The organism is Marisediminitalea oceani, from assembly GCF_003731635.1.
GTDB lineage: Bacteria > Pseudomonadota > Gammaproteobacteria > Enterobacterales > Alteromonadaceae > Alteromonas > Alteromonas oceani.
Map to the genome: position 1 here is coordinate 114088 of NZ_RCUA01000002.1, position 23987 is coordinate 138074.

Annotated in this window: 17 protein-coding genes; 8 read left to right on the top strand and 9 right to left on the bottom strand. The window is 47.7% G+C overall.

The genetic code is table 11. The features are described 5' to 3' along the window. Positions 1-117 precede the first annotated feature (117 nt). The 4 genes from gtfA to D9T21_RS00710 all read right to left on the bottom strand — a co-directional run bounded on the left by gtfA (position 118) and on the right by D9T21_RS00710 (position 6109). On the bottom strand, positions 118-1608 hold the full coding sequence (gtfA, locus tag D9T21_RS00695; RefSeq protein WP_123323277.1) for a sucrose phosphorylase: 1491 nt from the start codon (positions 1606-1608) through the stop codon (positions 118-120). 345 nt (positions 1609-1953) lie between these two features. Continuing rightward, positions 1954-4662, bottom strand: coding sequence for a beta-galactosidase GalB (galB, locus tag D9T21_RS00700; protein ID WP_123323278.1), 2709 nt, complete (start codon positions 4660-4662; stop codon positions 1954-1956). 147 nt (positions 4663-4809) lie between these two features. Continuing rightward, positions 4810-5535, bottom strand: a complete 726-nt coding sequence (locus D9T21_RS00705) for a substrate-binding periplasmic protein (protein WP_123323279.1) — start codon at positions 5533-5535, stop codon at positions 4810-4812. 217 nt (positions 5536-5752) lie between these two features. Beyond that, positions 5753-6109, bottom strand: a complete 357-nt coding sequence (locus D9T21_RS00710) for a HopJ type III effector protein (RefSeq protein ID WP_123323280.1) — start codon at positions 6107-6109, stop codon at positions 5753-5755. 254 nt (positions 6110-6363) lie between these two features. Between D9T21_RS00710 and D9T21_RS00715 the strand changes: the two genes are divergently transcribed. Then, entirely contained in the window at positions 6364-7413 is a 1050-nt protein-coding gene (locus D9T21_RS00715; RefSeq protein ID WP_123323281.1) for an NAD(P)-dependent alcohol dehydrogenase, read from the top strand. Between the two features lie 73 nt (positions 7414-7486). Here the strand turns inward: D9T21_RS00715 and gdhA are convergent, their stop codons facing one another. After that, a complete protein-coding gene (gene gdhA, locus D9T21_RS00720; RefSeq protein ID WP_123323282.1) occupies positions 7487-8827 on the bottom strand; it encodes an NADP-specific glutamate dehydrogenase in 1341 nt (446 codons plus the stop codon). Between the two features lie 261 nt (positions 8828-9088). Between gdhA and D9T21_RS00725 the strand changes: the two genes are divergently transcribed. Next, positions 9089-12223, top strand: coding sequence for a ligand-binding sensor domain-containing diguanylate cyclase (locus D9T21_RS00725; RefSeq protein ID WP_164464535.1), 3135 nt, complete (start codon positions 9089-9091; stop codon positions 12221-12223). 7 nt (positions 12224-12230) lie between these two features. Here D9T21_RS00725 and D9T21_RS00730 read toward each other — a convergent pair whose 3' ends face one another. Continuing rightward, positions 12231-13097 (bottom strand): glycosyltransferase family 2 protein, encoded by an 867-nt coding sequence (locus tag D9T21_RS00730; protein WP_164464536.1) that lies wholly within the window; start codon positions 13095-13097, stop codon positions 12231-12233. Between the two features lie 276 nt (positions 13098-13373). Between D9T21_RS00730 and D9T21_RS23090 the strand changes: the two genes are divergently transcribed. Next, a complete protein-coding gene (locus D9T21_RS23090; RefSeq protein ID WP_123323285.1) occupies positions 13374-13877 on the top strand; it encodes a prepilin-type N-terminal cleavage/methylation domain-containing protein in 504 nt (167 codons plus the stop codon). Positions 13878-13890: 13 nt separating this feature from the next. Here D9T21_RS23090 and D9T21_RS00740 read toward each other — a convergent pair whose 3' ends face one another. Beyond that, positions 13891-14931, bottom strand: coding sequence for a hypothetical protein (locus D9T21_RS00740; RefSeq protein ID WP_123323286.1), 1041 nt, complete (start codon positions 14929-14931; stop codon positions 13891-13893). 238 nt (positions 14932-15169) lie between these two features. Here D9T21_RS00740 and D9T21_RS00745 point away from each other — a divergent pair, with 238 nt between their 5' ends. The 5 genes from D9T21_RS00745 (at position 15170) to D9T21_RS00765 (ending at position 20999) form a co-directional block, all read left to right on the top strand. Then, a complete protein-coding gene (locus tag D9T21_RS00745) occupies positions 15170-16540 on the top strand; it encodes a phage tail sheath family protein (protein WP_164464537.1) in 1371 nt (456 codons plus the stop codon). A 144-nt stretch (positions 16541-16684) separates the two neighbouring features. Next, complete coding sequence (locus D9T21_RS00750; protein WP_465252556.1) at positions 16685-18583, top strand: aminotransferase class I/II-fold pyridoxal phosphate-dependent enzyme; 1899 nt, start codon at positions 16685-16687, stop codon at positions 18581-18583. Between the two features lie 334 nt (positions 18584-18917). Continuing rightward, a complete protein-coding gene (locus D9T21_RS00755; RefSeq protein ID WP_123323288.1) occupies positions 18918-19763 on the top strand; it encodes an HDOD domain-containing protein in 846 nt (281 codons plus the stop codon). A 71-nt stretch (positions 19764-19834) separates the two neighbouring features. Beyond that, positions 19835-20425: an outer membrane protein assembly factor BamE domain-containing protein gene (gene bamE, locus D9T21_RS00760; RefSeq protein WP_123323289.1), complete on the top strand. Its 591-nt coding sequence runs from the start codon at positions 19835-19837 to the stop codon at positions 20423-20425. 31 nt (positions 20426-20456) lie between these two features. Next, entirely contained in the window at positions 20457-20999 is a 543-nt protein-coding gene (locus D9T21_RS00765; RefSeq protein WP_123323290.1) for a hypothetical protein, read from the top strand. A gap of 161 nt (positions 21000-21160) precedes the next feature. On the opposite strand, the gene D9T21_RS00770 is transcribed toward D9T21_RS00765, so the two are convergent. Together D9T21_RS00770 and D9T21_RS00775 are read right to left on the bottom strand one after the other, a co-directional pair. Next, positions 21161-21865 (bottom strand): hypothetical protein, encoded by a 705-nt coding sequence (locus tag D9T21_RS00770; protein WP_123323291.1) that lies wholly within the window; start codon positions 21863-21865, stop codon positions 21161-21163. An 892-nt stretch (positions 21866-22757) separates the two neighbouring features. Further along, positions 22758-23920, bottom strand: a protein-coding gene (locus D9T21_RS00775; protein ID WP_105936981.1) for an IS3 family transposase whose coding sequence is annotated in 2 segments (ribosomal slippage) — positions 22758-23665 and positions 23665-23920 — 1164 coding nt in all. Because the reading frame shifts where the segments join, the coding sequence is not laid out codon by codon here. Positions 23921-23987 lie beyond the last annotated feature (67 nt).

Below are 23987 nucleotides of genomic sequence, written 5' to 3' on the forward strand. Positions count from 1 at the left end.
AGTGATGTAACAAGCCGGTAACTGTGTAAGGGGAACTAAAGAGCTTAGCCAGAAAGGTAGTAAGGAGAGCAAATAAGTAACGGGCCGCGAGTGCGGCCGATAGGAGCAAAGTTAAAATCAGGCCGCAGCGCTTTGAGCCAGGCCATCAACCGACACATCTACGTGGCGCTCGAGACCTTCTTCGTTATAAGTGACAGACGCCACCAATGAAGCAAAATCTACCGTTAACTGCGCGGCAGACTGCTCTGCCTGCCAGTTAAGGCGCAGGATATTTTGCTGTTGTGTAACGCTAAATTCACCTGCCAGCGCGGCCAGCGAATTACGTAATCGAATCAGCGCAATCAATGCTTTGACTACGGGCTTTTCAAGTGACTCACTGACGGCCTGTTCATCCAGATAAGGGCGGTTGATGTCACGGCCCACATTGGTTTTGGCCAGCAATGCCATATCATTTTCGGCAGCAAAGAGTCCGGCGTAATACACCTGTGGGATCCCCGGCGAGAATATCTGCACTGCACGAGCAATCAGGTAAGCCTGGTCATTGGCGCCCAGCGCGTTGTAATAGGTGCAATTTACCTGATATAAATCCAGGTTACTGGCCGCCGCGCCGGTCGCCTCGCGACTCTGGCCATTGCTGTTTACGTGAATTTGCTCAACCAGTGAATCAATCTGAGCAGCATTAAGTAGCCCGGGTTTATCACCTTCCGGGCCCACATCCACAATGCCGATACCATCGTGAGTGTCCAGCACTGTAACGCAATTGCGTGGCGAAATTTGCAACCAGTTAGCCAGTGCAGAGGGATCGCCACTAAACAGGCTGTGCAGTACCAGTGGCGGCATAGCAAAGTCGTACACCATATCGCAGCGCTTGGCGATTTCAATTTGAGTTTTATAGTAACTGTGTATCTCAACCAGGCACTTCATATTGCGGCTATGGGCCTGCTGGCTGAGGTCTTCGATAAAATCAAAGGTTTCTTCCAGCATAAAGCAATTAGTGCCCGGCTTTTTAATGGCGTAGCCGGCTGCATCCAAACGAATAAGATCCACGTTGTTGCGCTCGAACGCGGTTAAGATTCTTTCAAGATACGCCTGACCCGCCTCGGAGGCGACATCAATGTCGATCTGGTTAGAGGTGAATGTGGTCCAGAACGGCACGGTTTGGCCATTTTGCAGGGTAATATCGGTAAAACACGGCGTGGGGCGCGGGCGATATATTTTTGCGATATCCTGGTGTTCATCTGCCGCAAAGACTTTGTCGCGGGTCAGAAACAGCGGCCAGAACGGCGATGACTGGCCATTTGCTAACACATCCAGAAACTGAGGGCTTTGTGCCGACATATGGTTAACAATCATATCGGCCATAATGTCCATATTTTCACCCAGCTCACCGACATCCTGCCAACTGCCTAGCCGGCTATCCACTTCGGTATGGTCGATGGGATCAAATCCAGCATCTTCGCCATCGATAGGATAGAAAAAAGGCAATAAATGCACGCCGCCAAACACGCCTTTTAACTGGTTACTAAACAGCGCATTTAACGCCTTGATGTCACCACCGCCTAAACGGTCTACATAGGTAATCAACTGGACATCATTTGAACGATTCATAACAACACTCACAAGAACTTAATCGATTAAGATAAATAATCGGATAATTCACTCCATTTGGCAAGTGTTATTTTTATGTTAATAGACAAGTAACTGTTCTACAGTGCTTTTAAGAACGCCAAAAACGCTAACAATTAGAGTAACCTATCGGTGGTAAAGAGAATTTCATTATAAATACAAAACCATTTCACCAGTCAACCAGATCCATAAAATCGACCGTTTAGCTTACCGTTAGAAAGTGGCAGCCGTTCATACACGGCCGCCGCCATGATCTTAACAGCCTCTTAGCTGACTTAATTAGTTAAGTCAGCTTAAGAAGATGTTTCCGAACACGGTGATTCAATGTTACTCGGCGGAAATCACTATTGTTGCCGGTGCTAAACCTTTGGCTTTTGCAGTGATCATTATTTCACCGGCAGAATCTGCAGATTTAACAATGGCCAGCGCTTTGCCGCTAAACGCTTTTCGCGTTGCAGAGGGAAATGGCGTGAAGTTGGTCGAGTCACCATTGTCAGTAGCCACCAGCTTGCCAGCACCGTTAACCGAAAAGTCAATCTGCTGAGTGGCTGTAGGAACAACCCTCCCGGCTGCGTCGACGACCTCCAGGGTGACAAAAGACAGGTCTTTGCCATCAGCAGTAATGTTACTGCGGTCGGCACTAAGGCGCAGAGCTGCCGCTTCGCCGGTGGTTTTAATGGTTTGCTCAGCCCATTTACGGCCATTTTTATAGGCAACAGCTTTGACCTCTCCGGGCTCGTAACGAATATCATCAAAACGGATCCGGTATGTTAACTCTGCCATTTTCTTACGTCCCATTGACTGTCCGTTGATGAATAACTCAACTTCGTCGCCGGAAGTAAAAATATGTACCGGCGTGACTTTGCCAACGCGCTCAGGCCAGTTCCAGTGTGGCAGAATATGCACCATGGGCAGGTCTGGTCGCCATTGGCTCTGGTATAGATAAAAGCGGTCTTTTTTAAAGCCAGCCAAGTCAACAATCCCTGAATATGAACTGCGCGAAGAATAATAAGGGGTTGGCTCACCGAGGTAATCAAACCCATTCCACACAAACTGTCCGGCCACATAGGGGTGAGTATCGATGTATTTAAATACTTTATCTGCGGAAGAGCCAAAATCCACAGCATGCAGTTCATAGGAGCTCACCTGATGAATAGATGAGTCCCCGCCCCGCCCGTCTCGTGTGGGTGAGCTCATGTCAGGTGTTACCGGAAACAAATAGATACCTCGTGAACTAAATGCAGAGGCGGTTTCACTCGATAGTATCACTTTATCAGGATGGGCCTTGTGAAACTCTGGATAAGACGGCGGTGTACGAATACGGTTAGTGCCTTCAAACTCCGGCGCCTGACGGATCCCCTCGCCCTGATAATTTAAGCTAATCAGGTCAAGCGCAGCTGAAAACGGAAAATCGGCTTTCGCCCAGTTTTTAGACGCGGTAACAGGCCGGCTGGGATCTTCCTGCTTAACAATACTTTTCAGTTTCAGAGCTACCTCAGCACCTTCTTCACCGGTGTATTGCTCGCCCACTTCGTTGCCGATATACCACATGATCACCGACGGGTGATTACGATCACGACGCACCAGAGCACGTAAATCCTGTTCGTGCCAGTCAGCAAATATCAGATGAAAATCATGAGGTGTTTTCTTTTTATACCAGCTGTCGAAGGATTCATTGAGTACCAGAATGCCCATCTTATCGGTAAGGGCGAGCAATTCCGGCGCCGGTGGGTTATGCGCCATACGAATAGCATTGACGCCCATTTCCTGCAGAATTTCTAACTGACGCTGTGCCGCACGTACGTTAAATGCTGCACCCAGAGCCCCCAGATCATGATGTTGATTAACCCCTTGCAGAGCAATATGTTCGCCATTGACCAGCACTCCCTGATTGGGGTCAAACTCTACTTTACGTATACCAAAGACCGTGTGATATTCATCCACCAGCTTCTCGCCCTGGTATACCTGCGAGACAATGACATAACGATGTGGCGTTTGCGAAGGTACGGGCCCCCATAATCTGGGATTAGAGACGGTCACTGTGCTGGTAACCGCTTCGCTATGGTTACCCGCAATCATGGCGTGCCCGGTGGCAAACTTGCTGACTAACGCTCCCGTAGGTTTTCCAACATGGTTCGCCTGATAAATCTCATTTACCAGGCGCACTGCCTGACCTCTTGTTTGGGCGTTTTTAACCTTAAGGGTTAATTTCACTTCCGCCGACTCAGTACTCACATTCTCCGTGACTACCTGAGTGCCCCATTGATCCACATGAACAGGAGACGTTTTTACCAGCCAGACATTTCGATAGATGCCACCGCCCGGATACCAGCGCGAAGAATTGTTTGGATTATCGAGGCGGATTGCCAGTTGATTTACGCTATCAAAATTCAGGTAAGGCGTAAGATCAAGCCGGTATGAACTGTACCCATAAGGCCAGCCCCCGACTAAATGCCCGTTAAGCCACGCCATGGAGTAAGACATAGCACCATCTATATCCAGATAAATTTGTTTGCCTGCATCGTCGTCAGTCAGCTTAAATTGCTTGCGATACCAGGCCACACCGTGACTGGGCAACCGCCCCATACCGCCGCCCACTTCCGGATTGTTACCGGTGTAAAATGGCCCTTTTATCGCCCAGTCGTGAGGTAAACTCAACGCTTCCCAGTTACTGTCATCAAAATTGGTTTGTACAAAGGCAAAATCAGCCCCCGGCTTGCCCGCCGGGCGTGGATGATGTCTGGTTGTATCGCCAATAAATGCATTGCCCGTGGGCATTATCCAGGGCTTAAGTACTTGCTGCGTGGCGTTAATTTTCACCGCGTCGGTAGGTTTCGCATCAGCATTAATCGAATCATCGTAGCCGTTAATAGCCGGCCGTACATCGTAGATAAGCCCATCTGCTTTTTCTGTCGGGGAATATTTATAAAATCGCCAGTTGTCATTAAAACTGATGCGCTCACGCACTTGTGCATAACCAGGCAATGACACAAACAAAAAAACAAACAATAAAAACCGTGCAACGCAGGATGCCATCAAAACCTCTTAATTCCCTGAATAAAAGCAATCAACAGGATAAGAAGAAAAGCGACATTGTTAAGCTGATATTAAATTAACGTAAACAAGAAACCAGTAATCGGAAGCATGCAGGAGCAGAATTACTGTCTGAACACTCCTTCAGCTTTATTCCCTGGTATTATTTTCCTGTTTTAACTGCCGTAATCCTTCGTCAAACAGGGCAATTTTGGCCTCGAGATTTTCCGCTTCGGGCGAGAACGCAACATAGATATCACTGATATGATTCACTTCACCTTTGCGAATAGCGTCCTGCGGTAGTTGCATAGCGGCCAGCGTATAAGAAGCCACAGCGTCGAACATAATGGCCATATGCACCTTGTTCTCCAGCAGCATATTGATAATCTGGCGCTGATTGGCCACCCTTACCTCTTTAAAGCGCTTGCGGTGAGCTTCATAGCTATCGCCATATTCATAACCGGTAATCAGTGCGATATTTATGCCACCGGGAAATTTATCCACACTGGCATAGTTAAAGGTAGAGTCTTTGGGGTAATAAAATGACGCTTTAGCCTGGAACAACGGCTCGTTACCGAACACGAATCGTTGTAAGGTATTTTGTTGGAGTGTGACGTTGTACGCGCCATCTACCTGGCCATTTTCGGCCATCTTTAATGCCCTGGCATAGGGAACCGTAATAAACGAGGCGGTTGAGCCACTGTAAGAAAGTGCCTGCTCAATAATATTGCGCGACAGTCCGCTACCGTCCGCCATGGCAAACGGCGGCCAGCTGTCTTCAGCAGCAAACGTAAATGTTTCACCAGCCATCACCCAGCGGGATAATAACAAACAAGTGATAGCCAGAATCCAATGCTTTTTAATAGATGAATACAAGGGCTAAACCTTTAAATACAACAAGTAAAAACAAAGTGACATCGGGCCAGTCTTATTAAGAACACCGGCACCCCATTGCTATACTATCCCTATCTCATTGATAAAACATCATAAAAATGTAGTAATGTTGGCTCAACGACTCACATAAAAGCATGTATTGGTGGCGCTAATGCAGGCTGTAGCAACGCCTGCCATTGTCCAGGCTGGTTGTTAATTTTTATTTTTTAGCTTCTAACGGAAACACCTCAAAAGTCACTCCTTCGCCACCGGTTTGCATAAAATTGCGAATATTGGCGTGATCTGTGCCACCAGGATTGCCGAGTACATCGTCGCGATAATAACTGCCAAAAAGGGCCAGGGTTTGTTGGTTGGTTAGCCTGAGGTATTGCCCCAGAGCAAGCAGTTTGCAGGAACCATTGTTCTGATTTGCTTCATTCTCCACTTTTCCGTTGGTAAACGCCGTGGGCGTAAAAACGAAGTTTTCGTCGATGAAAGCAATCACATCATTAAAACTGATGTGTTCCGGTGCGGTGTTTAGTTGTTCGATAAGTGCTTGCTGATTGCTGTAAGTCACTGCTGTCTCCTCTGAATAGTCACAAACCCTGATATTTTGCGCGCCATTAAACCAGAATCTGTCTGCGATACCTACCTTGAATTACTGATCAAAAGTACCCATCTGGCAGTACAGATACAGGTATACAAAGCTAATCCCACACGATCAGGCAATAGCAAAACAGGATTAGGCAGGCGGGAATAGCATTGCTTATTGCATACTATTGCCTAGGCTAAAAAAGCACTTTTTTAAAAACTAAAGACAGAGGTAACACTATGAAAACAGTTGGCTACGCTGCATTCTCAGACGATGCTCACATGAAACCATATCATTTCGAGCGTCGTGATCTGCGCGCCAATGATGTTGCAATTGAAATTTTATATTGCGGTGTATGTCACTCAGATTTACACACGGTAAACGGTGACTGGGGCCCGCAACCCTACCCTTTAATTCCGGGTCATGAAATTGTTGGTGTTGTTACCGCTATTGGTGACGATGTGAAAAACTACAAAGTGGGTCAGAACGTGGCGGTCGGCTGTATGGTAGACAGCTGTCAGGAATGTGACCAGTGTCACAATCATGAAGAGCAGTTCTGCCGTAACGGCATGACTCCCACCTACGGTGCTCCGGATCGTATCTCGGGTGAAACCACACAGGGCGGCTATTCCAAGCACATTGTAGTACGTGAAGAATTTGTTCTGAACGTACCAGAAGGCATGGATCTCGCGAAAACCGCACCAATTCTGTGTGCCGGTATCACTACCTTTTCTCCGCTGCGCACCTGGGGGGTTAAACAAGGCACTCGCGTTGGCGTAATTGGCCTGGGCGGTCTTGGTCATATGGCCGTTAAACTGGCTGCCGCCATGGGTGCAGAAGTAACAGCTATCAGCCGTTCTAACAAAAAAGAAGCCGAAGCTAAAGCCATGGGCGCTAAGGGCATTCTGGTCTCTACCGACGAAGATGCAATGAAAGCCGCTGCGAACTCGTTCGATTTGATCATCGATACTGCTCCGGTGAAGCACGATGTAGGGCAATATGCACCACTGCTGGATATCGACGGCACTATTGTTATTGTTGGTCAGGTTGGCCCGATGGAAGAACTGATGACACCACCTCTGGTAATGGGCCGTCGCCGTGTCGCGGGCTCATTAATTGGTGGTATCAAGGAAACTCAGGAAGTAATTGATTTCTGTGCAGAGCACGATATCTATCCTGACTGCGAAATGATTAAAATGGACGAAATCAACGGTGCATTTGAAACCCTGGCTAAGGGCGATCTGGCGCACCGCTTCGTTATCGACATGGCGTCTCTGAGCGCCGAGTAAGCGTTTTTTACAGCAGCTCAATCAAAAAAGCAGCGCTTGGTGCGCTGCTTTTTTATGCGTGGTGTTAAAGGGATTAAACACCCTGGGCCACCATAGCATTGGCAAGCTGCCTGAAGGCCGTGATATTAGCGCCTTTGGCATAATCGACCCTATCGTCTTCTTTACCTTCTTCGGCACAGCGGTCGTGTATATAGGTCATGATAGCCTTAAGTTCATCATCGAGCCGGGCGAAGGTTTTACGCTCAAAAGCAGCATTTTGCGACATCTCCATACCCGACATTGCAACGCCCCCGGCATTAGCCGCTTTACCCGGTACAAACACAATACCAGCATCGGCGATCAACGTTTTGGCCTCATGGGTGGTAGGCATGTTGGCCCCTTCCAGTAAGTATTTACAATGATTGCCTGCCAGGCGTTTAGCCGACGGCTCATCCAATTCATTCTGGGTAGCGCACGGCAAGGCCACATCGCAGGCGCAACCCCAGGGCTTTTCACCTTTGAACCAGCTACCACCGCGCTCATCGGCCAGCGCGGTAAGAATATTATCTTCGTTCATACGGTTTTCTATGGCCCAGCGTATGTCTGCGCTGCTCAGGCCTTCTTCCTTAATCAAACTACCGCGACTGTTAGATAAACTGATAACAGTGCCGCCCAGTTCTGCGGCTTTGAGCGCAGCATGCAACGCCACATTACCGGCACCCGAGATGGCTATCCGCTTCCCTTCAATCTCGTCATCGTGATGTTTAAGCACACACTGCAGCATATAAATTAAGCCAAAGCCGGTGGCTTCGGTACGCACATGGCTACCACCAAAATCAATGTCTTTGCCGGTAAGGCTGCCGCCAAACTCGTTATGCATGCGCCGGTACTGGCCGTATAAAAAGCCAATCTCGCGGGCGCCTACATTAATGTCGCCTGCGGGTACGTCGGTGCGCGGGCCAATATGGCGCTGCAATTCCTGCATGAAAGCCTGACAAAAGCGCATGATTTCATTGTCGCTGCGACCTTTGGGATTAAACTCTGAGCCGCCTTTTGCACCGCCCATAGGCAGGCCGGTAAGCGCATTTTTAAACGACTGCTCAAAAGCCAGAAATTTCAGTACCGATTCGTTAACCGTGGGATGAAAGCGTAAGCCGCCTTTATAAGGGCCAATAAGCCCACTGTGCTGCACCCGCCAGCCACGATTAACTTCTACTTCGCCCTTGTCGTTCATCCAGTGCACGGCAAAGTGCACTACCCGCTCCGGCTCACTCAGGCGTTTAAGCACGTTGTAGCGTTTGTAGTCAGCATGCGCGTTATAAATCGGCATTACATCGGCAGCGAGCTCTTTGGTGGCCTGTAAGAATTCCGGGTGGTGCGGGTACCGGTTTTCAATCCACTCGTTAAACTCGTCTAAATTCGATTTCGCTGTCATACCAATCCTTTAAATAATACAAAACACCTGATTTGTACTGGTTTTTACCCGCGTATGATCATTTTTAAATGCTCTAATGGCTGATTTCATTTACTTTCTTTACCAAAAGACAGCGCTATTTATTTTTTTCCGGCAGCCTCTATGGATTGGCAGGCACACGTTTACCCCTTATACTTAAGGACTAATTTTTCGACAGTTGTGAATGCACCGTTTCTCGCCGGGTATTTTGCAAGCAAAGTAGTGATGATTGTGGTGCGTGCTTTGTCTATTTCTATACGCCTTTTAAAACCACTGGGCCTGCTCTGGCTCGGGGTATTTGCGTGCGCTGTAGTCCACGCCAGTGAGACCTCGTGGCAAACCCACGCGCAGCCGGTATTTCTTGCGCCGTTAGGCAACTCCACCCCGCTTGAAGGGCAGATTGATACCATACTGGAAGACCAGCAGGGTTTTATCTGGCTGGTTGCCGCCAACGGTTTATGGCGCTGGGATTCAAAATCACTGGTCCGCGCGCAATTTGAAGGCTTGGATAACGAAGCTCCCGCTCCTCAGGTAAACCATGGGTTTAGCGATACCAAAGGTCGTATCTGGATTGGCACCAGCAACGGCTTATTCCGACTCACTCCTGGCACAAGTTCGTTTACCGCTGTTGCGCCCGACCAGCTGCAGGACATAACCGTGCAGGCTGGCACAGTGGTTAGCTTGCCACACACTGACATCGTGATACTCGCCAGCGATCGTGCGCTCTATCAGTTTGATACGGCATCTGCGCAACTTGAACAGCTCCACATTGCGCCCGAGACACGGATCCACGCACTCCATATAAACCAGGCTAGTACGCTTTGGGTAGGTACAGACAAAGGTCTGTATCGAAGTGAACTGACCAATAGCAGGTTTGCATCACTGCAAGCTGAACCAGACTTTCCTGCGGGTATCAGGGTCAGCTCGATTACCACTACCACAGAGGAAAAGCTCGTGGTTGGCACCGCTGCCGAGGGCTTATTTGTTCAGTCTGAATCATCCGGTTTTAGCAACTACACACTCGCAGAGGATGACAGCCCGTGGCTGTTTACGGTGACAGAAATTCGCCCCGATGTATTACTGATTGGTACCTTTGGTGATGGGTTGATTGAGCTTAACTTAGCCAACCAGACAACACGCCGCTTCAGACACAATCGTTTATTACCGGCCAGCCTTAGCGATAATGACATCTGGTCGTTATTTCGCGACTCCACAGGATTGGTGTGGATTGGCAGTGGCGCAACGCTCAATGTTTATGATGCCGGCGATGTTGCCGTTTCACATATTTTTGGTGACAGCGGGCAACCCGAGGGCCTGATGAATCGAAAGGTCCATTCAGTTCAGGCGATAGGAAATAAACTGATTGTGGGTTCCGGTGAACATGGGTTGGAGGAGTTCACTGCTGAACAAGGCACCACCCGGCAACTGTGGCAAAATGGTACTGATCCGGTAGAAACGTTAGTTGCCGATCCGGCGGGAAATCTCTACGCCTCGGCTAATTTCGCGTCGGTGATTATCCCTCCAGGCAGTAAACAGCCATTACCGCTTAACGTAGATGGCAGAAACGCATCAACCTTTACTACCGCTCTGGCACGCTCGTCTGAAGCTCTCTGGATAGGCGGCACCGATGGTTTATGGCAACAGCCTGCAACAGCGACTGAGCCTACCGTTCAGTTACTGCCCGAGCATTTTAGTGAGCGTCGCGTGGCATCACTGCTGGCAACACCCGATTCACTCTGGGTAGGCAGCTGGCAAGGGTTACTGCACGGCAGGCTTACTAATGGGTTACTTAACAGTGAAGATATCAAAGCGGTCAATCATCCACGCCTGGCACAACAATTTATTGCCGACTTATATGCCGATAGTCTCGGTCAGCTCTGGGTGGCAACCAGCGGCGCCGGATTGTTTGTGCACACTACCGATAACCGCTGGCTTGAATTTACTACTGCCGTCGGACTGCCCGGTGATAATGTAATGGCCATCGCCGGTGAGAGTGATAAGCAGATATGGGTAGGCACGTCACGTGGCATTGCGGCCATTGATATTGAGCAAAAACTGCTGCGCGTAATAACTGCCGGACCTGGTGCAGTAAACAGCCCCTACTCTCGTGCCGCGGCAACAATAACAGCAGCGGGTGATCTGGTGTTCGGCGGTAAAAATGGCCTGACCATCATCACTCCGCAAGCATTACCCCGCCAGGAGCCCCCTTTATCCCTTAACTTTACGCAACTGGAAATAATTACCGCAGATAACCACAAGGTTCATCCGGCGACTACCCAGGCTCATATTGAAATCAGTGCGCTGCCCAAACGTATTTCTTTTGAATTTGTCGCGCTGGACTACCTTGATCCGGAACATTTGCAATACCGTTACCGCCTGGCAGGCAGTGAAAATAACTGGACCCAACTCGATGCCGATCACCGGATTGTGACGCTCACCGATCCGGCTCCGGGCGAGTACACACTGGAACTGCAATATTCCGACAACGGCACCACCTGGCAAAGCACAACGCTTAGCCAGCGATTTACCGTGCTACCCGCGTGGTATCAGACTATCTATGCCAGCATGGCCAGCTTGTTATTGTTGGCCATAGCTATTTTTGTTTTACATCAGTTAGGTCTGCGCCATTACCGGCATCGCCAGAATGTGCTGGAGCAAAAAATTGCCGAGCGCACGGCTGAGCTGCTAACTGCTAATGAGAAACTCAGTGAACAGGCACTTGCCCTGGAAAAAGCCAGCTTAACTGACGCGCTGACCGGTTTACATAACCGGCGTTTTTTAAACCAGAACATGCAGCGCGATGTCAGCCGAGTACATCGTTATTACAAAGACTGCGAAGCTACTAATACGCACCCCGATAATAATTCGGATATGTTATTTTTTATCATCGACCTGGATCATTTCAAACGGATTAACGATAACCATGGCCATCAGGCCGGTGATGCGGTGCTGGTAGAAACCCAAAAGCGGTTGTCGGCCATTTTCCGTGACAGTGATTATCTGGTGCGCTGGGGTGGCGAGGAGTTTCTGGCGGTGGTACAGGATACGCCCCGGGAAGAGGCTTACCTGCTGGCAGAGCGTATAGTTAACGCCGTGAATGCCAGTGATATGAATATCAACGGGCACACGCACTTAAGGGTAACCTGCTCCGTAGGCTTTGCTGCTTACCCACTGCACCAGCAACGTTATAGCTTTTTCGACTGGCAGAGCACCGTTGGCATAGCGGATGCGGCGTTGTATGGTGCCAAACGCCGTAATCGCGATACCTGGATGGGCATTACCGGCATCCGGTCAACGGTATCCGACAGCACCCTGGAACTAATAAAACAGCAGCCCGCGCGCATATTCGACCATGCTAACGTCCTGGTTCGCCAGTAAAGCAGTATCAGCTATGATTTTTAATATACCGAATGGCCAGCATGTCTATCGGTGTATTTCGGCCCCTGTACTGGTAACGAATAAGGTGGGCCAGTTCAGAGTAAAGCGCGGTAATTTCGCCCGGCATCTGTGAGGGCTGTTTATCCTGCATGTAATGGAACAGCAATTTAAGCTGATGTTCGCGAACCTGATAGCGCACCAGACGATTAAACGCAGCCTGCCAGTGCCGCCAGTTGGTAGCGCGAAGGCCGTCAAAATAAAACTGCGCCGCGGGCACTACCTTTAGCCTTTTACTGGGTGCAAATAACTGCTGGTATTCAATGCTGCCTTTGGTCAGGCAGGTTACCAGAAAGTCTTCACCAATCAGCCCGGCGGGCAGATTGATGGCCTCTTCGCGTATTTCGTTAACCAGCTCACCTCTCAGGGCATAAAGCGCCCCGGCCAGCCGCCCCCAGCGCTGCATATTACTAAGCCATTTTACCCGGCTGCGACCATTTGCCGGCACCGCCGCAGTAGCGAGCACATGCGAAGTATTCTTTAACGGCGCTAACAGCGCTGGCAACGCATTATCAGCCAGATAAATATCACCATCGACAAACACATGATAGTCAGCATCACCGGATAACGTTTGCACATAATGATTCCAGCTGGCAGCTTTATCAGCCCTGTCCAGCCACACACCAATAACTTCTGGCTGGTTGGCACTCAGCCGTGTCACCACATCAGCGGTATCATCGGTACAGCCGTTAACCAACACATAGATATACTGCAACCCCTCACCGGCTTGCGCCAGAATGCTTTCAAGACAGCGCGTGATCCGCCGCGCTTCGTTATGGGCGAATACCACTACATTGTAGGAGGGAGTCCCTGACATACTTGTCCTTTTTTTAATCATCTTATATCAATCTACCGGGTATAAGTGCCAGTTACAAATTCGTTCGCGTCAGCTTTCTGATTATCTCATGTACAATTAAGCTTTAAACTTGTTATTTGACACAGCCTGTATGGATTAATAAGCAGTTCGCCACGACTGGCAAGGCAAGAACTCAAAGTTAACTCGTTGAAGTTATTAAGACTCTGGTATTTTAATTGAGGATAAGATTTAATAGCAGTCACGTTTAGAAGTTTACCAGGTAGTAAGGGATTAAACATGAAACAACAAGGGTTTACGTTAGTAGAGCTGATTGTGGTTATTGTGATTTTGGGTATTTTGGCGGTGACTGCAGCGCCACGATTTATTGATTTTCAGGGGGATGCCCGCAAAGCTACGCTGCAAGGGGTAAAATCGGCCCTGCAAGGCGGCTCACAATTGGTGTATGCCAAAGCGGCTATCGCTGGTATTCAACGCTCTGACGACGACAACCTGCAAATTAACGGTAGCACGGTTTACACGGTATATGGCTACCCAGCTATTCGTGACGTGGTGACAAACTTAAGCGCCTGGGCCGACATCAACGGCAGCGGCAGTGGTAACAATACCGACTTCCGCATTGGCGTTTCTACTGATTCAGCCCCGGCCGCGGTGACCGAAACCGATCAGTTTGCAATTCTGCCAAGTGGTGTAGGCTCAACCGAAAACTGCAAGGTGATCTACGAAGAGGCCCAAACCGAGGGCGGCAGTCCTACCATCACTGTTTTAGACAGCGACTGCTAAACCGACGAGAAGTTTAATATCTGGCGTGTAAACCAAGCGCCAGATAGCTCACTTTTTGCGAATAATTATATAGCTCATCCAAGTAGCCATTGTGATACCTCACAACCATGGGCACCGCAAAAAGTTCTAACTCAGGCAGATTAAATAAGCTGGCTATACCACGCCCTATCGGAACATCAATATAGTAATGCAGATCGAATGTATTCCGCTTAAAAGGACTTCCCCCAATAAGTTGCCCGGTTCTATAAGTAATACGAAATGCTGTATCCACATCACCGATAAGGAACGGTGCATTGATATCTATTTCAGTACCTACATAGTCTTTTAATTCCGCAGTTACTCTTTCCCGCCACCAAATCTCGTCTTCAGGCTCTTTATCGAGTTGATGTCTTACTTTGGCAAAGATCGAAAAACAATTGAAACGACTGCTGCAATCCTCATGACCTCCTATACCCAATTGGTAGTTCGCACCAAAAGCGACGAAATTATTAGAACGACTAATAGTCTGCTGAGCCATTTCAAATATATCGGATTCTGATACGTCTTCGTCCCCCTCATAATCCAGAGCAAAGGCACTTAACTCACTTTGCAGCCTCTCCAATGTGTCGGTAACCTGACCGTTTGATTCATGCTCGAGCGAAATAAACCATGATGACAAACCTGTTTTTTCCGGGTCCCAAATTCTGGTGTAGAAGATGCTGGGATTATGACGTGTGGTTACCACTGGACTGGAATTACGAGTTAGTGCAAAAAAATCGAACTCTCCCTGATAAGCTATTGCGACAGCATACTCAGCTTTATTTCCTTGCGGTACCGGTGTATTCGTCATCAGATAGCGAAAACCCAGGCTTACATCCGCATGACGTCGGGTTCCTTCTGTATCGGTGTAACGAACAAGGACCTCATTATCACCCCATTGGGCAAACTTACTAATATATTTAGTCTCAGATTTACCGGTTCGTTCACGTTTGATTTTATCTGTAATCTCTACCGATTGCGTTGCAGCGAGAGCAGCCCCTGATAAAAAAATGCAGAGCAGTGCCAGTATTTTCATAATTGTTTTCCTTGAGTTGATATCTCATCACGCGGAACTTCATTACGTCATGTACTGCTATTAATCTAAAAAACGTGGTGCAATGTTGGAATGAATTCTCTCACCGAATTTTTGTGGGAATTAATCGTCTCAAACTCTGCAACTAACCCTTCAACCGCTTTATGCTATGCTATCTTCTCGAGGCTGGTTGCGTTGTACAGTACCGATACCCGACTTCAACAACCCACGGGGTAATACCATGCCCAAGTTTAAGCATCCCGGCGTTTATATTCAGGAAATCCCCACGATTAATACCAGTATCGTTGCCGTCCCTACAGCGGTACCTGCGTTTATTGGGCACACGCAAAGCGCCGCGCGCCAGAAAGATGGCGACTTACATCTGACTCCAACAAGAATCACCTCATTTGAGGAATACTGCCGGTTATTCGGGCAAAGTGAAGCTGAGCCTTTGCATCTGGAACTCACATCCACGCCAGCTGGAATAGTGTTAAAAAATACATCGCCAGTGCTGCCCTGCCAGATGATGTGGTATGCCATCAGGCTGTTTTTTGATAACGGCGGTGGTGAATGCTATGTGGTATCGACAGGTAACTATCAAACACCGCTAACCCTTTCAGCCCTTTATGATGGCGTGCAGGTCACGGCAAAGGTGGATGCAATAACCCTGCTGCTTGCACCTGAGAGCGTGTTACTGGCAGCAGCCGACTATCAGCAGTTAGTCAATTTTATGCTCTCGGAATGCAACCGCTTAGCCGACCGTATGGCACTGTTCGACTTGCCCGACGGGGATAAAACTTTAAGCGCATCTCTGTTAAGCACTAACCGCGCATATCTGGGTAACACACACCTTGATTCTGGCGCGTGTTATTACCCTTTTTTAACCACCACTCAACGCTGGCAATCTGCCCGCTACCATCAACACATAACGGTAAGCCTCGATAACGGCAAGACTACCCAGCTCAGCCAGGTAAAAAACGACGATCCCGCGCTATTCAAGGTTATTGATTCTCTGCTGGCTGATCTTTATGTTTCCTTACCGGCTTCTGTTGCATTAGCCGGAGCCATTGCCCTGGTTGATGCCACTGAAGGCGTATGGAAAGCCCCGGCGAATGTGCAACTGCGTGGCATCAAACACCCGATGATAAGCATTTCTGACACTGCAAATGAGGCGTTAAATACCGATGCTTCTACCGGTAAATCCATTAATGCAATCCGGGAATTCAGCGGCCGTGGAGTTCGTATTTGGGGAGCCCGCACACTGGCTGGCAATGATAACGAATGGCGCTACATCAGCACCCGGCGTTTAGCCAATATGGTACAGGAGTCGGTGCAAAAATCGCTCAGCTGGGCCATATTTGAGCCCAACGATGCCAATACCTGGGCTCGGGTTACGCATTCGATTGAGCAATTCCTTATCAGCTTATGGAAACTTGGAGCACTAACCGCCGCCAGCCCCGATGATGCGTTTTATGTACGTTGTGGCCTGGGCACAACAATGACTGCCAACGATGTACATCAGGGCCTAATGAACATCGAAATTGGTATGGCAGTTATCAGGCCAGCAGAGTTTACAATCCTCAGGATTCAGCTTCATTCTCAGCAGGCCTGAAACCGGTTGGAGCTTTTTAGTGATGCCCGGCATTGTTCGCTTTTCAAGCGTGAAAAATAGCGTATATTACGCTCAGACAACTGCGCCAGACTATCACCGCTCTGGTATAAAAAACCTTTAGCAATCATCGAAGAAGGAACCCCTGTGACCGCGACGCCATGTTTAAAAGTGTTGATTATTGATCACAATAAACCCCGGCTGATTACCACCCAACAGTACCTGGAATCGGTGGTTTCGGTGCTCGACCGCAGCGATTTATCACTAGAGTTTCTGGCCGTTAACTCGGAGTCTGCGGCGGTCACCGAACTCGACAGTGATGGCGATATCCAGGCGGTATTATTAAGCTGGGAAACCCTTGGCGACAGTCTGCGCGATTCATCCATTATCGATGCGATTAAATCCCGACGTCTGGAAGTACCGGTATACGTGACCGGTGAAGATGAAGTGGGCTTTGATATCGTTAGTCGTTCGAGCAAAATTGAAGCGTTTTTTGCGCTGCACGATATTGCCTCGGATCCGGAGTCATGCCTGGCTTACATCATCAATGACTTTGACGATCGCAGCGAAACACCGTTCTGGACGGCCTATAAGAAGTATGCGGTAGAAACCAATGACTCCTGGCACACGCCGGGGCACAGTGGTGGTGCCAGTTTCCGCAGCTCAAGCTACATCAACGACTTTTATAAGTTCTTCGGTCGCAACATGTTTATTAGTGATCTATCGGTCAGTGTGGACTCTTTAGGCTCATTATCTGACGGTACCAACGCCATCGGTAAAGCGCAAAACCTGGTAGCTAATACCTTTGAAGTTAAACACTCTTACTTTGTGACTAACGGCTCTTCCACGTCTAATAAAATTATCCTGCAAACCCTGCTACGGGAGGGGGATAAAGTTATCGTCGACCGAAACTGCCATAAATCCGTGCACTACGGTATTGTGCAGGCGCGTGCCCTGCCCCTGTACCTCGACAGCATTCTGGATCCTAAATACGGTATTTTTGCGCCACCTTCGCTGAGCCAGCTAAAAGCTTTTATCAGCGACAATAAAGACGCCAAACTAATAGTACTGACTGGCTGCACCTACGATGGCCTGCTGACAGATTTAAAGCAGGTTGTAGACTACGCCCACCAATTCGATATTAAGGTTTTTATTGATGAAGCCTGGTTTGCTTATTCGCTGTTTCATCCGCAATACCGCGAGTACTCGGCCATCAATGCCGGCGCAGATTACGTTACCCACTCTGCTCACAAGGTGGTTTCGGCATTTTCGCAGGCTTCATATATTCACATAAACGATCCGGACTTCGACAAGGATTTCTTTAAAGAAATTTACGCCATTCATACCAGTACTTCTCCCCAGTACCATCTGATCGCGTCGCTGGATGTGTGCCGTAAACAGCTGGAAATGGAAGGCTTTAAGGTTATTAATAACCTGCTTAATCACGTGCGGGAATTTAAGGAGCAGGCGGCTAAATTTAGTCGTATCCGTATTTTAGGCAAAGACGACTTCCGGCAGATGTTCAGCCATTTTGAGGCGGATAATATTGGCCACGATCCGCTTAAAATTCTGATAGATATCTCTGCGCTTTCCTACTCCAATCAGGAAATCCACCGCTTTTTGATGGATGAAGTGGGCCTGGAGATCGAAAAGTTTACCCACAGTACACTACTGGTGTTACTAACCTTTGGCGGGATGCGCTCTAAAATAGTACGCCTGTATAACGCGTTGAATAAGCTCGATGCGGGGCATGTGTCATTACGTAAAAGTAGTCGCCAGAAAGAATTACCCAGTAAGATCCCTCCTATCAGCCTGGCCATGCTACCTTCTGATGCATTCTTTGGGAAGAGAGAAATGGTGCCGCTGCAAAACAGTGTAGGCCGAATTGCGGCTGCGCTTATTACCCCCTATCCGCCGGGCATCCCGTTGCTGGTGCCGGGACAAACCATAGAAGCCGAACACATCAATTATCTTAATGCGCTGTCGAGCCAGAAGCTCACTATTCAGGGCCTGATTGACGGTGAAATTTACGTACTGGAAAACTGATTCAAGCGGGTTGTCGTAAACTCCAAGGCAGCCCATTTTTCTCACCGTAGCAAGCCCGCGATTCTCCCGCCGGCGGCCCCGCTGCTATAAATTAACTATTTTCATACTGGTTGCACCATTGGCCGGTAAAATATGAACTATATTTATTATCAGACTTTGAAGAATACCGGTCGCAAACAGCTGATTAAGTATCATTTATTACTCCTAAGTTGTAATTAACCCATTCTAATTGCTTCAGAGAACACGTATTTTGATTAAAGTTTGAGTTGTTTGAAGTGACGGATAAGCAGTAAGCGCCACTGATTACTGTAATGAACAAAAAGTGAAGCGAAGTATGAACCTAGCGCAATTAGTGCAACAAGCGGAATCCGTCTTTGTATTACCGGACTCAGTAACCCGGTTAAAAGCCTGTATCGATGATGATTCGTCAAGCCTCGACGACGTGGCTGAAATTATCAGCTTTGATCCCACGCTCACCTCGCAGTTACTAAAAATTGCCAACAGCGCGCTTTATAATTTTACTTCGCCCATCGAAACGGTAACCAAAGCGGTACAGGTTATTGGCACCCGCGCCACCTACGACTTAGCCTTGTCCTACGGTGTTTCACACACCCTGAAAACCGTTGAAACAACCATTATCGATATCGACCGCTTCTGGGAGCAAAGCGTAAGCTGTGCCTTACTGGCCAAACACCTGGCAGAAAAAAAGCGAATCCGAGAATCAGAGCGTTTCTTTGTGAGTGGGTTACTGCATAACATTGGCGAACTGGCCATGATAAAAGTGGCGCCCGACATGGCTAAGCGTTGCCTGAATACCGATAAAGACACCTCCTCCATCTATCTGCAAAAAGAAGTCATGGGCTTTACCTATTGCGATTTTTCTGCAGCGCTGATTAAAGACTGGGGGTTACCACCAAGCATTTACCGCCCTATCGCTTCGTTACTGGAAACCGATCTAAGTCAGTTAGATACCGACGCACTAATCGTAAAGCAAGCCTATTTGCTGGCGCAGGATAATGTGAATGCCGATATTAACGTAGGATACCCACCGATTGGCCCGGCTTTGCTGGCCGCACTAAAATTGACAGAAGACGACGCCGAAGAAGCCCTGGATGAAACCAACATGCAACTTATCAGCGTGATCCAGCTGTTTAATCCCAGTGCCTTTAATATCTTTTAATAAAAATGACCCGCAGTGAGGAGTCTGTGCTATAGATATAAGCAATATTGATTGCCCCGATATAGCAGAACATGGACTTACTGAAACTTCGTCATTACGGCTTCATTTTTATTCTTTTACTGCTGACAGGCTGCGTCACCACCATTGGCAGAAATTTTCAAAAACTCGAAGAGCCGCAGATAAGGCCTGGAGAAACAACTGCTCAGGACATTCTGGCGCGTATGGGTAAACCAAACACTACCAACGCCTTATACCAGGGAACGGCCTACAACTATATTTACCACAATCGCAATGCCAAAGCGGTTAATCCTGATGAGGTGGCAACCCGCTTTCAGACTTTTAACTTTAACAACAAAGACATTCTGACTGGTTATCAGTTTGGCAGTTCTTTTGTCGAAGACAGTACGCTTTTCAAAACTGATAACGTAAAGAAAATTCAAACTGGTGATAGCAAATCGCAGGTTTTAAGGGTACTGGGCGATCCCTCCGGTATCGAGCGCTATCCTCACGACCCTAGGTATGCCTATGTGCTCGTTTACAGCTATCCTAAAACAACACACTCAGATAGCACTTTCAGCATGGTGAACAGCGTAGTTAACGTTGTTTTCGGTCACAACGAGCAGGTGGTTCGGCTAGAAACATTTAACCTGAACACTGATTAGTACTTTTTATAAATATCACAAGGAAGTAACGATGAACAACGCTGTTACTCTAGCCACCCGCCTCGGTTTAATCCCATTTATTTTGTTGGGTTTTAGCACTTTTGTACATTCTCAGAGTGAAGAGAAACCAGATGATATAGAAGTAGTGGATGTTGTTGGTCAACGGCCCTTGAGTTACTACCGAAAACAACTGGTGGAGACCGAACTCGCGTTTTACGACATGTACAATGCCTTAACAGATAAAAAAGAGTTCAAAATCAGATGCAGAATAGAAAAGCCATCGGGTAGCCATATTGCTCGCAAGGTTTGCTACCCACAATACGAGCTCTCTGCAATTGCATATGAAACTCAGATCGCCATGATCCCTAAAGCTCAGGATACCCGGGGTATAATTGAGCCGCTACCGACTTCTGCGGGCGTAAAAGAACTGGTGAAAAATGAGAAAAGAGCTGCTACTGAGCATTTGCTAAAGCTCTTGACCGAAAATCCTGAACTTCTCGAACAATATCAAGAACTAATCGCGGATATGGCAAAGTTTAAACAAGCGAAAAACGAACTTCAGCAGTCCAGATAAGGTATTTGATGTAGTAATGGGATATCGCTGAAAGCGAGGGAGAGATTGGTCGGTGTGAGAGGATTTGAACCTCCGCCCCCTGACACCCTATGACTTCCTTTGCGCTAACATTTAGCACTCTTAAAGCACCGCCGAAAATCAAAACCAACCAATCATAAAACCTATTTTCTCCTGTACCATACTGATAAGAGCATGCCCATAATTAGTAAGAATAAACTATTTGGACTATTAACTTCATTGATGTTTCTAACTAGTGCCGTTCCAGTAGATGACGGAAGCGCCTCAGTGTAGCCAAATCTGTCACTAGAAAGACCAATATCACTTACAATAAAGCCAAAATCACGAAAATGATCATGATTTACAGAAGCCCTATTTATTTTATTATCATTATCTTCATCATCTCCAAAATAAGCATGAGCATGTATTTGTTCTACTCCCGCTTGAAAATCTAATTCTTGATCACTGAACAGTTTAATGAACGCAATTGCCGCTGAGTTATTTGCATCTTGTGAATCCCCATGAGGACCAATCAACTGATCTGCATTTTCATCTGATACAAAGGGAGAGCGTGGGTACGGCAGAGGAAAACCTGTTTCACCGAGCTTAAAAGAGTTAAATAGGTTTGCCATTTGAGAGTTTGTTGCTATCGACCAACCTTTAGATTCGTATCTTGCCACGGCTTCGTGTGCGGATAATCCATAAGTTTGGTTCCACATAAGCCACTCCAGTCCCCCTCCTCTGATCACAATATCGTTAGAGTCTCGCGAATAACTCTCGTGAGTGATGAGGGTTGCATAACTTTTCGAAGAAAGAAAAACAGAGAGTATGATTATGGAAAGTGTATGTGTGAAATTACGTTGTAACATGTGTACTCCTTTACAAACTACCAGGAACTATGAGTTCCATTGCAATGGCCTTTATACCGTTATGAATATTGGTAAGTATTTATAAACAATGACTTTAATATTTTTTAGCGTCAAGTTTTTTTAAACTTAAAGTACTTAATATTTGGGGAAAGGATAATTGAAAAAGCTTGCAAAAAGCTCCCATGGCAGGAAGTGCAAATAAGGTTAGATGGATTTCGTGATGCAGGAAAGGCATTGGGGTTGTTAGATTAAAACTGAACAAGTGACCTCAGGGAGCCAACAGGCTCCCTTTCTATTATGTCCACTTCACTTAGCTTCAAGAAACACTGAGTATCGCGATGATAAACAATGAAACTTTAACACACATTCCTCTATGTGCATCGAGTCAGCGGAAAGCACAGTTGAGGATAACCGTATTTTCAATAGTGTTCCCACTTGAGTTCATGAACCACAAGCAGTGTGGAGCAGTGTTGGTGCGACTCAGCTATATCTAAGTAGTCTCATGCCAGGAAAATTTTACAGCATAATTTACGTGATTTTGAAAATCATATTTGAAGTACAATTTTTTCCTGTTGAGAGGTAATGTGATCGCGACATATTCCCAGCTCAGCAACTTTTGACGGTACGCCTAAAAGTATTGCAAACATAGGAGACGTAAAGATGACCTAGAAAAAAGTAGATTACTGGTGTTGGCCCTTACCACAATTAGCGGGCTAGACAGCGCAGAGAGTCTATAAACCTCGGCACACAGATAAAGTTTTTGCTTTGTTCCATAAGGCGTACCGTCCTTTTTTGCTATTAGAATTTAATAAGGCCAGAAGTATCGATTAGTATCGAGGCTTCCCTTCACTTATATAAAAGCAAAAACAGAAAGACAAACGGTCTGTAGTGGTCAATAAAACCCGGACACCTTTTTGGCTAATTCTTCCGCTTTTGCCGGTGGTAGCCCATCGTTAAATTGATGCGGTCTTTCCCAGTTGTAGTAATTCATCAGGTAATAACCCACATCTCGTTTTGCTTCATTTGGCGAATGGTAGCCGGTTGATGGCATCCATTCGGATTTGAGACTTCTGAACACGCGCTCCATCGGGCTATTATCCCAGCAATTCCCCCGGCGACTCATACTCTGAACCATCTTATAGCGCCACAGCCTTTGTCTGAACTTACGAGCCCCGTACTGCGAGCCCTGGTCGCTGTGGAACATCACGCCTGTTGGCTTACCCCTCAGCTCGTAAGCCATATCTAAAGCTCTCGCGGCAAGTTCCGCATCCGGTCGATGTGACATACTCCAGCCGATTACCCGTCGAGTATGCAGGTCAATCACGACCGCTGCATAATGCCAGGCTGAGCCAGTCCAGATGTAGGTGATATCACCGCACCAAGCTTGGTTGGGCTGCTGCACGTTGAACTGCCTGTCCAGTAAATTAGGGATATCTGGCCGCTCAACCTGCACGTTTTTGTATGCGTGCTTACCCGGCTGCTTGCTCATCAGCCCTTGTTCTTTCATTAGCCGGCCTACTTTGAACCGGCCCATGATGATGCCTTCATCGCGAAGCATATCAACAAGTGTTCGAGTGCCCGCGGACTGACGACTTCTATCGAACAGACGCTTCACTCTGGCGCGCAGAATACGTCGTTTAGCGCCAATCAGCCGGTGGCGCTTTCGTCGCTCGTAATAGCTACTGACACCAACACCTAACGCTGAACAGACCAATTCTGTTGATTCATGCACCCTCAACCGGTCTATCAGCGCGTGGATTTCAGGTCGTCGGACATTAAGAGTGCAGTAGCCTTTTTTAAAATAGTTTTTTCTCGCTCCAGCCTATTCACGCGAGCTTCAAGTTCCTGAATGCGTTGCTGTTCTGGTGTCAGGGCTTTTGATTTCGGCGTGCTACCGCCTCGTTCAGACTCAAGTTGCTGAACCCATTTGCGCAGAGTATTTTCATGAACGTCTACCGCGCGACTTGCTTCGGGTACACTACACCCCTGATCAAGCACCAGGCTCGCTGCATCATGTTTAAATTCCGGACTGAATGACCGTCTTTGTCTTCTCATTGAACACCTCGTTATTAAGTGTAATGCTACCACTTAAAACAGTGTTCGGGTTTAGTCTGCCACTACA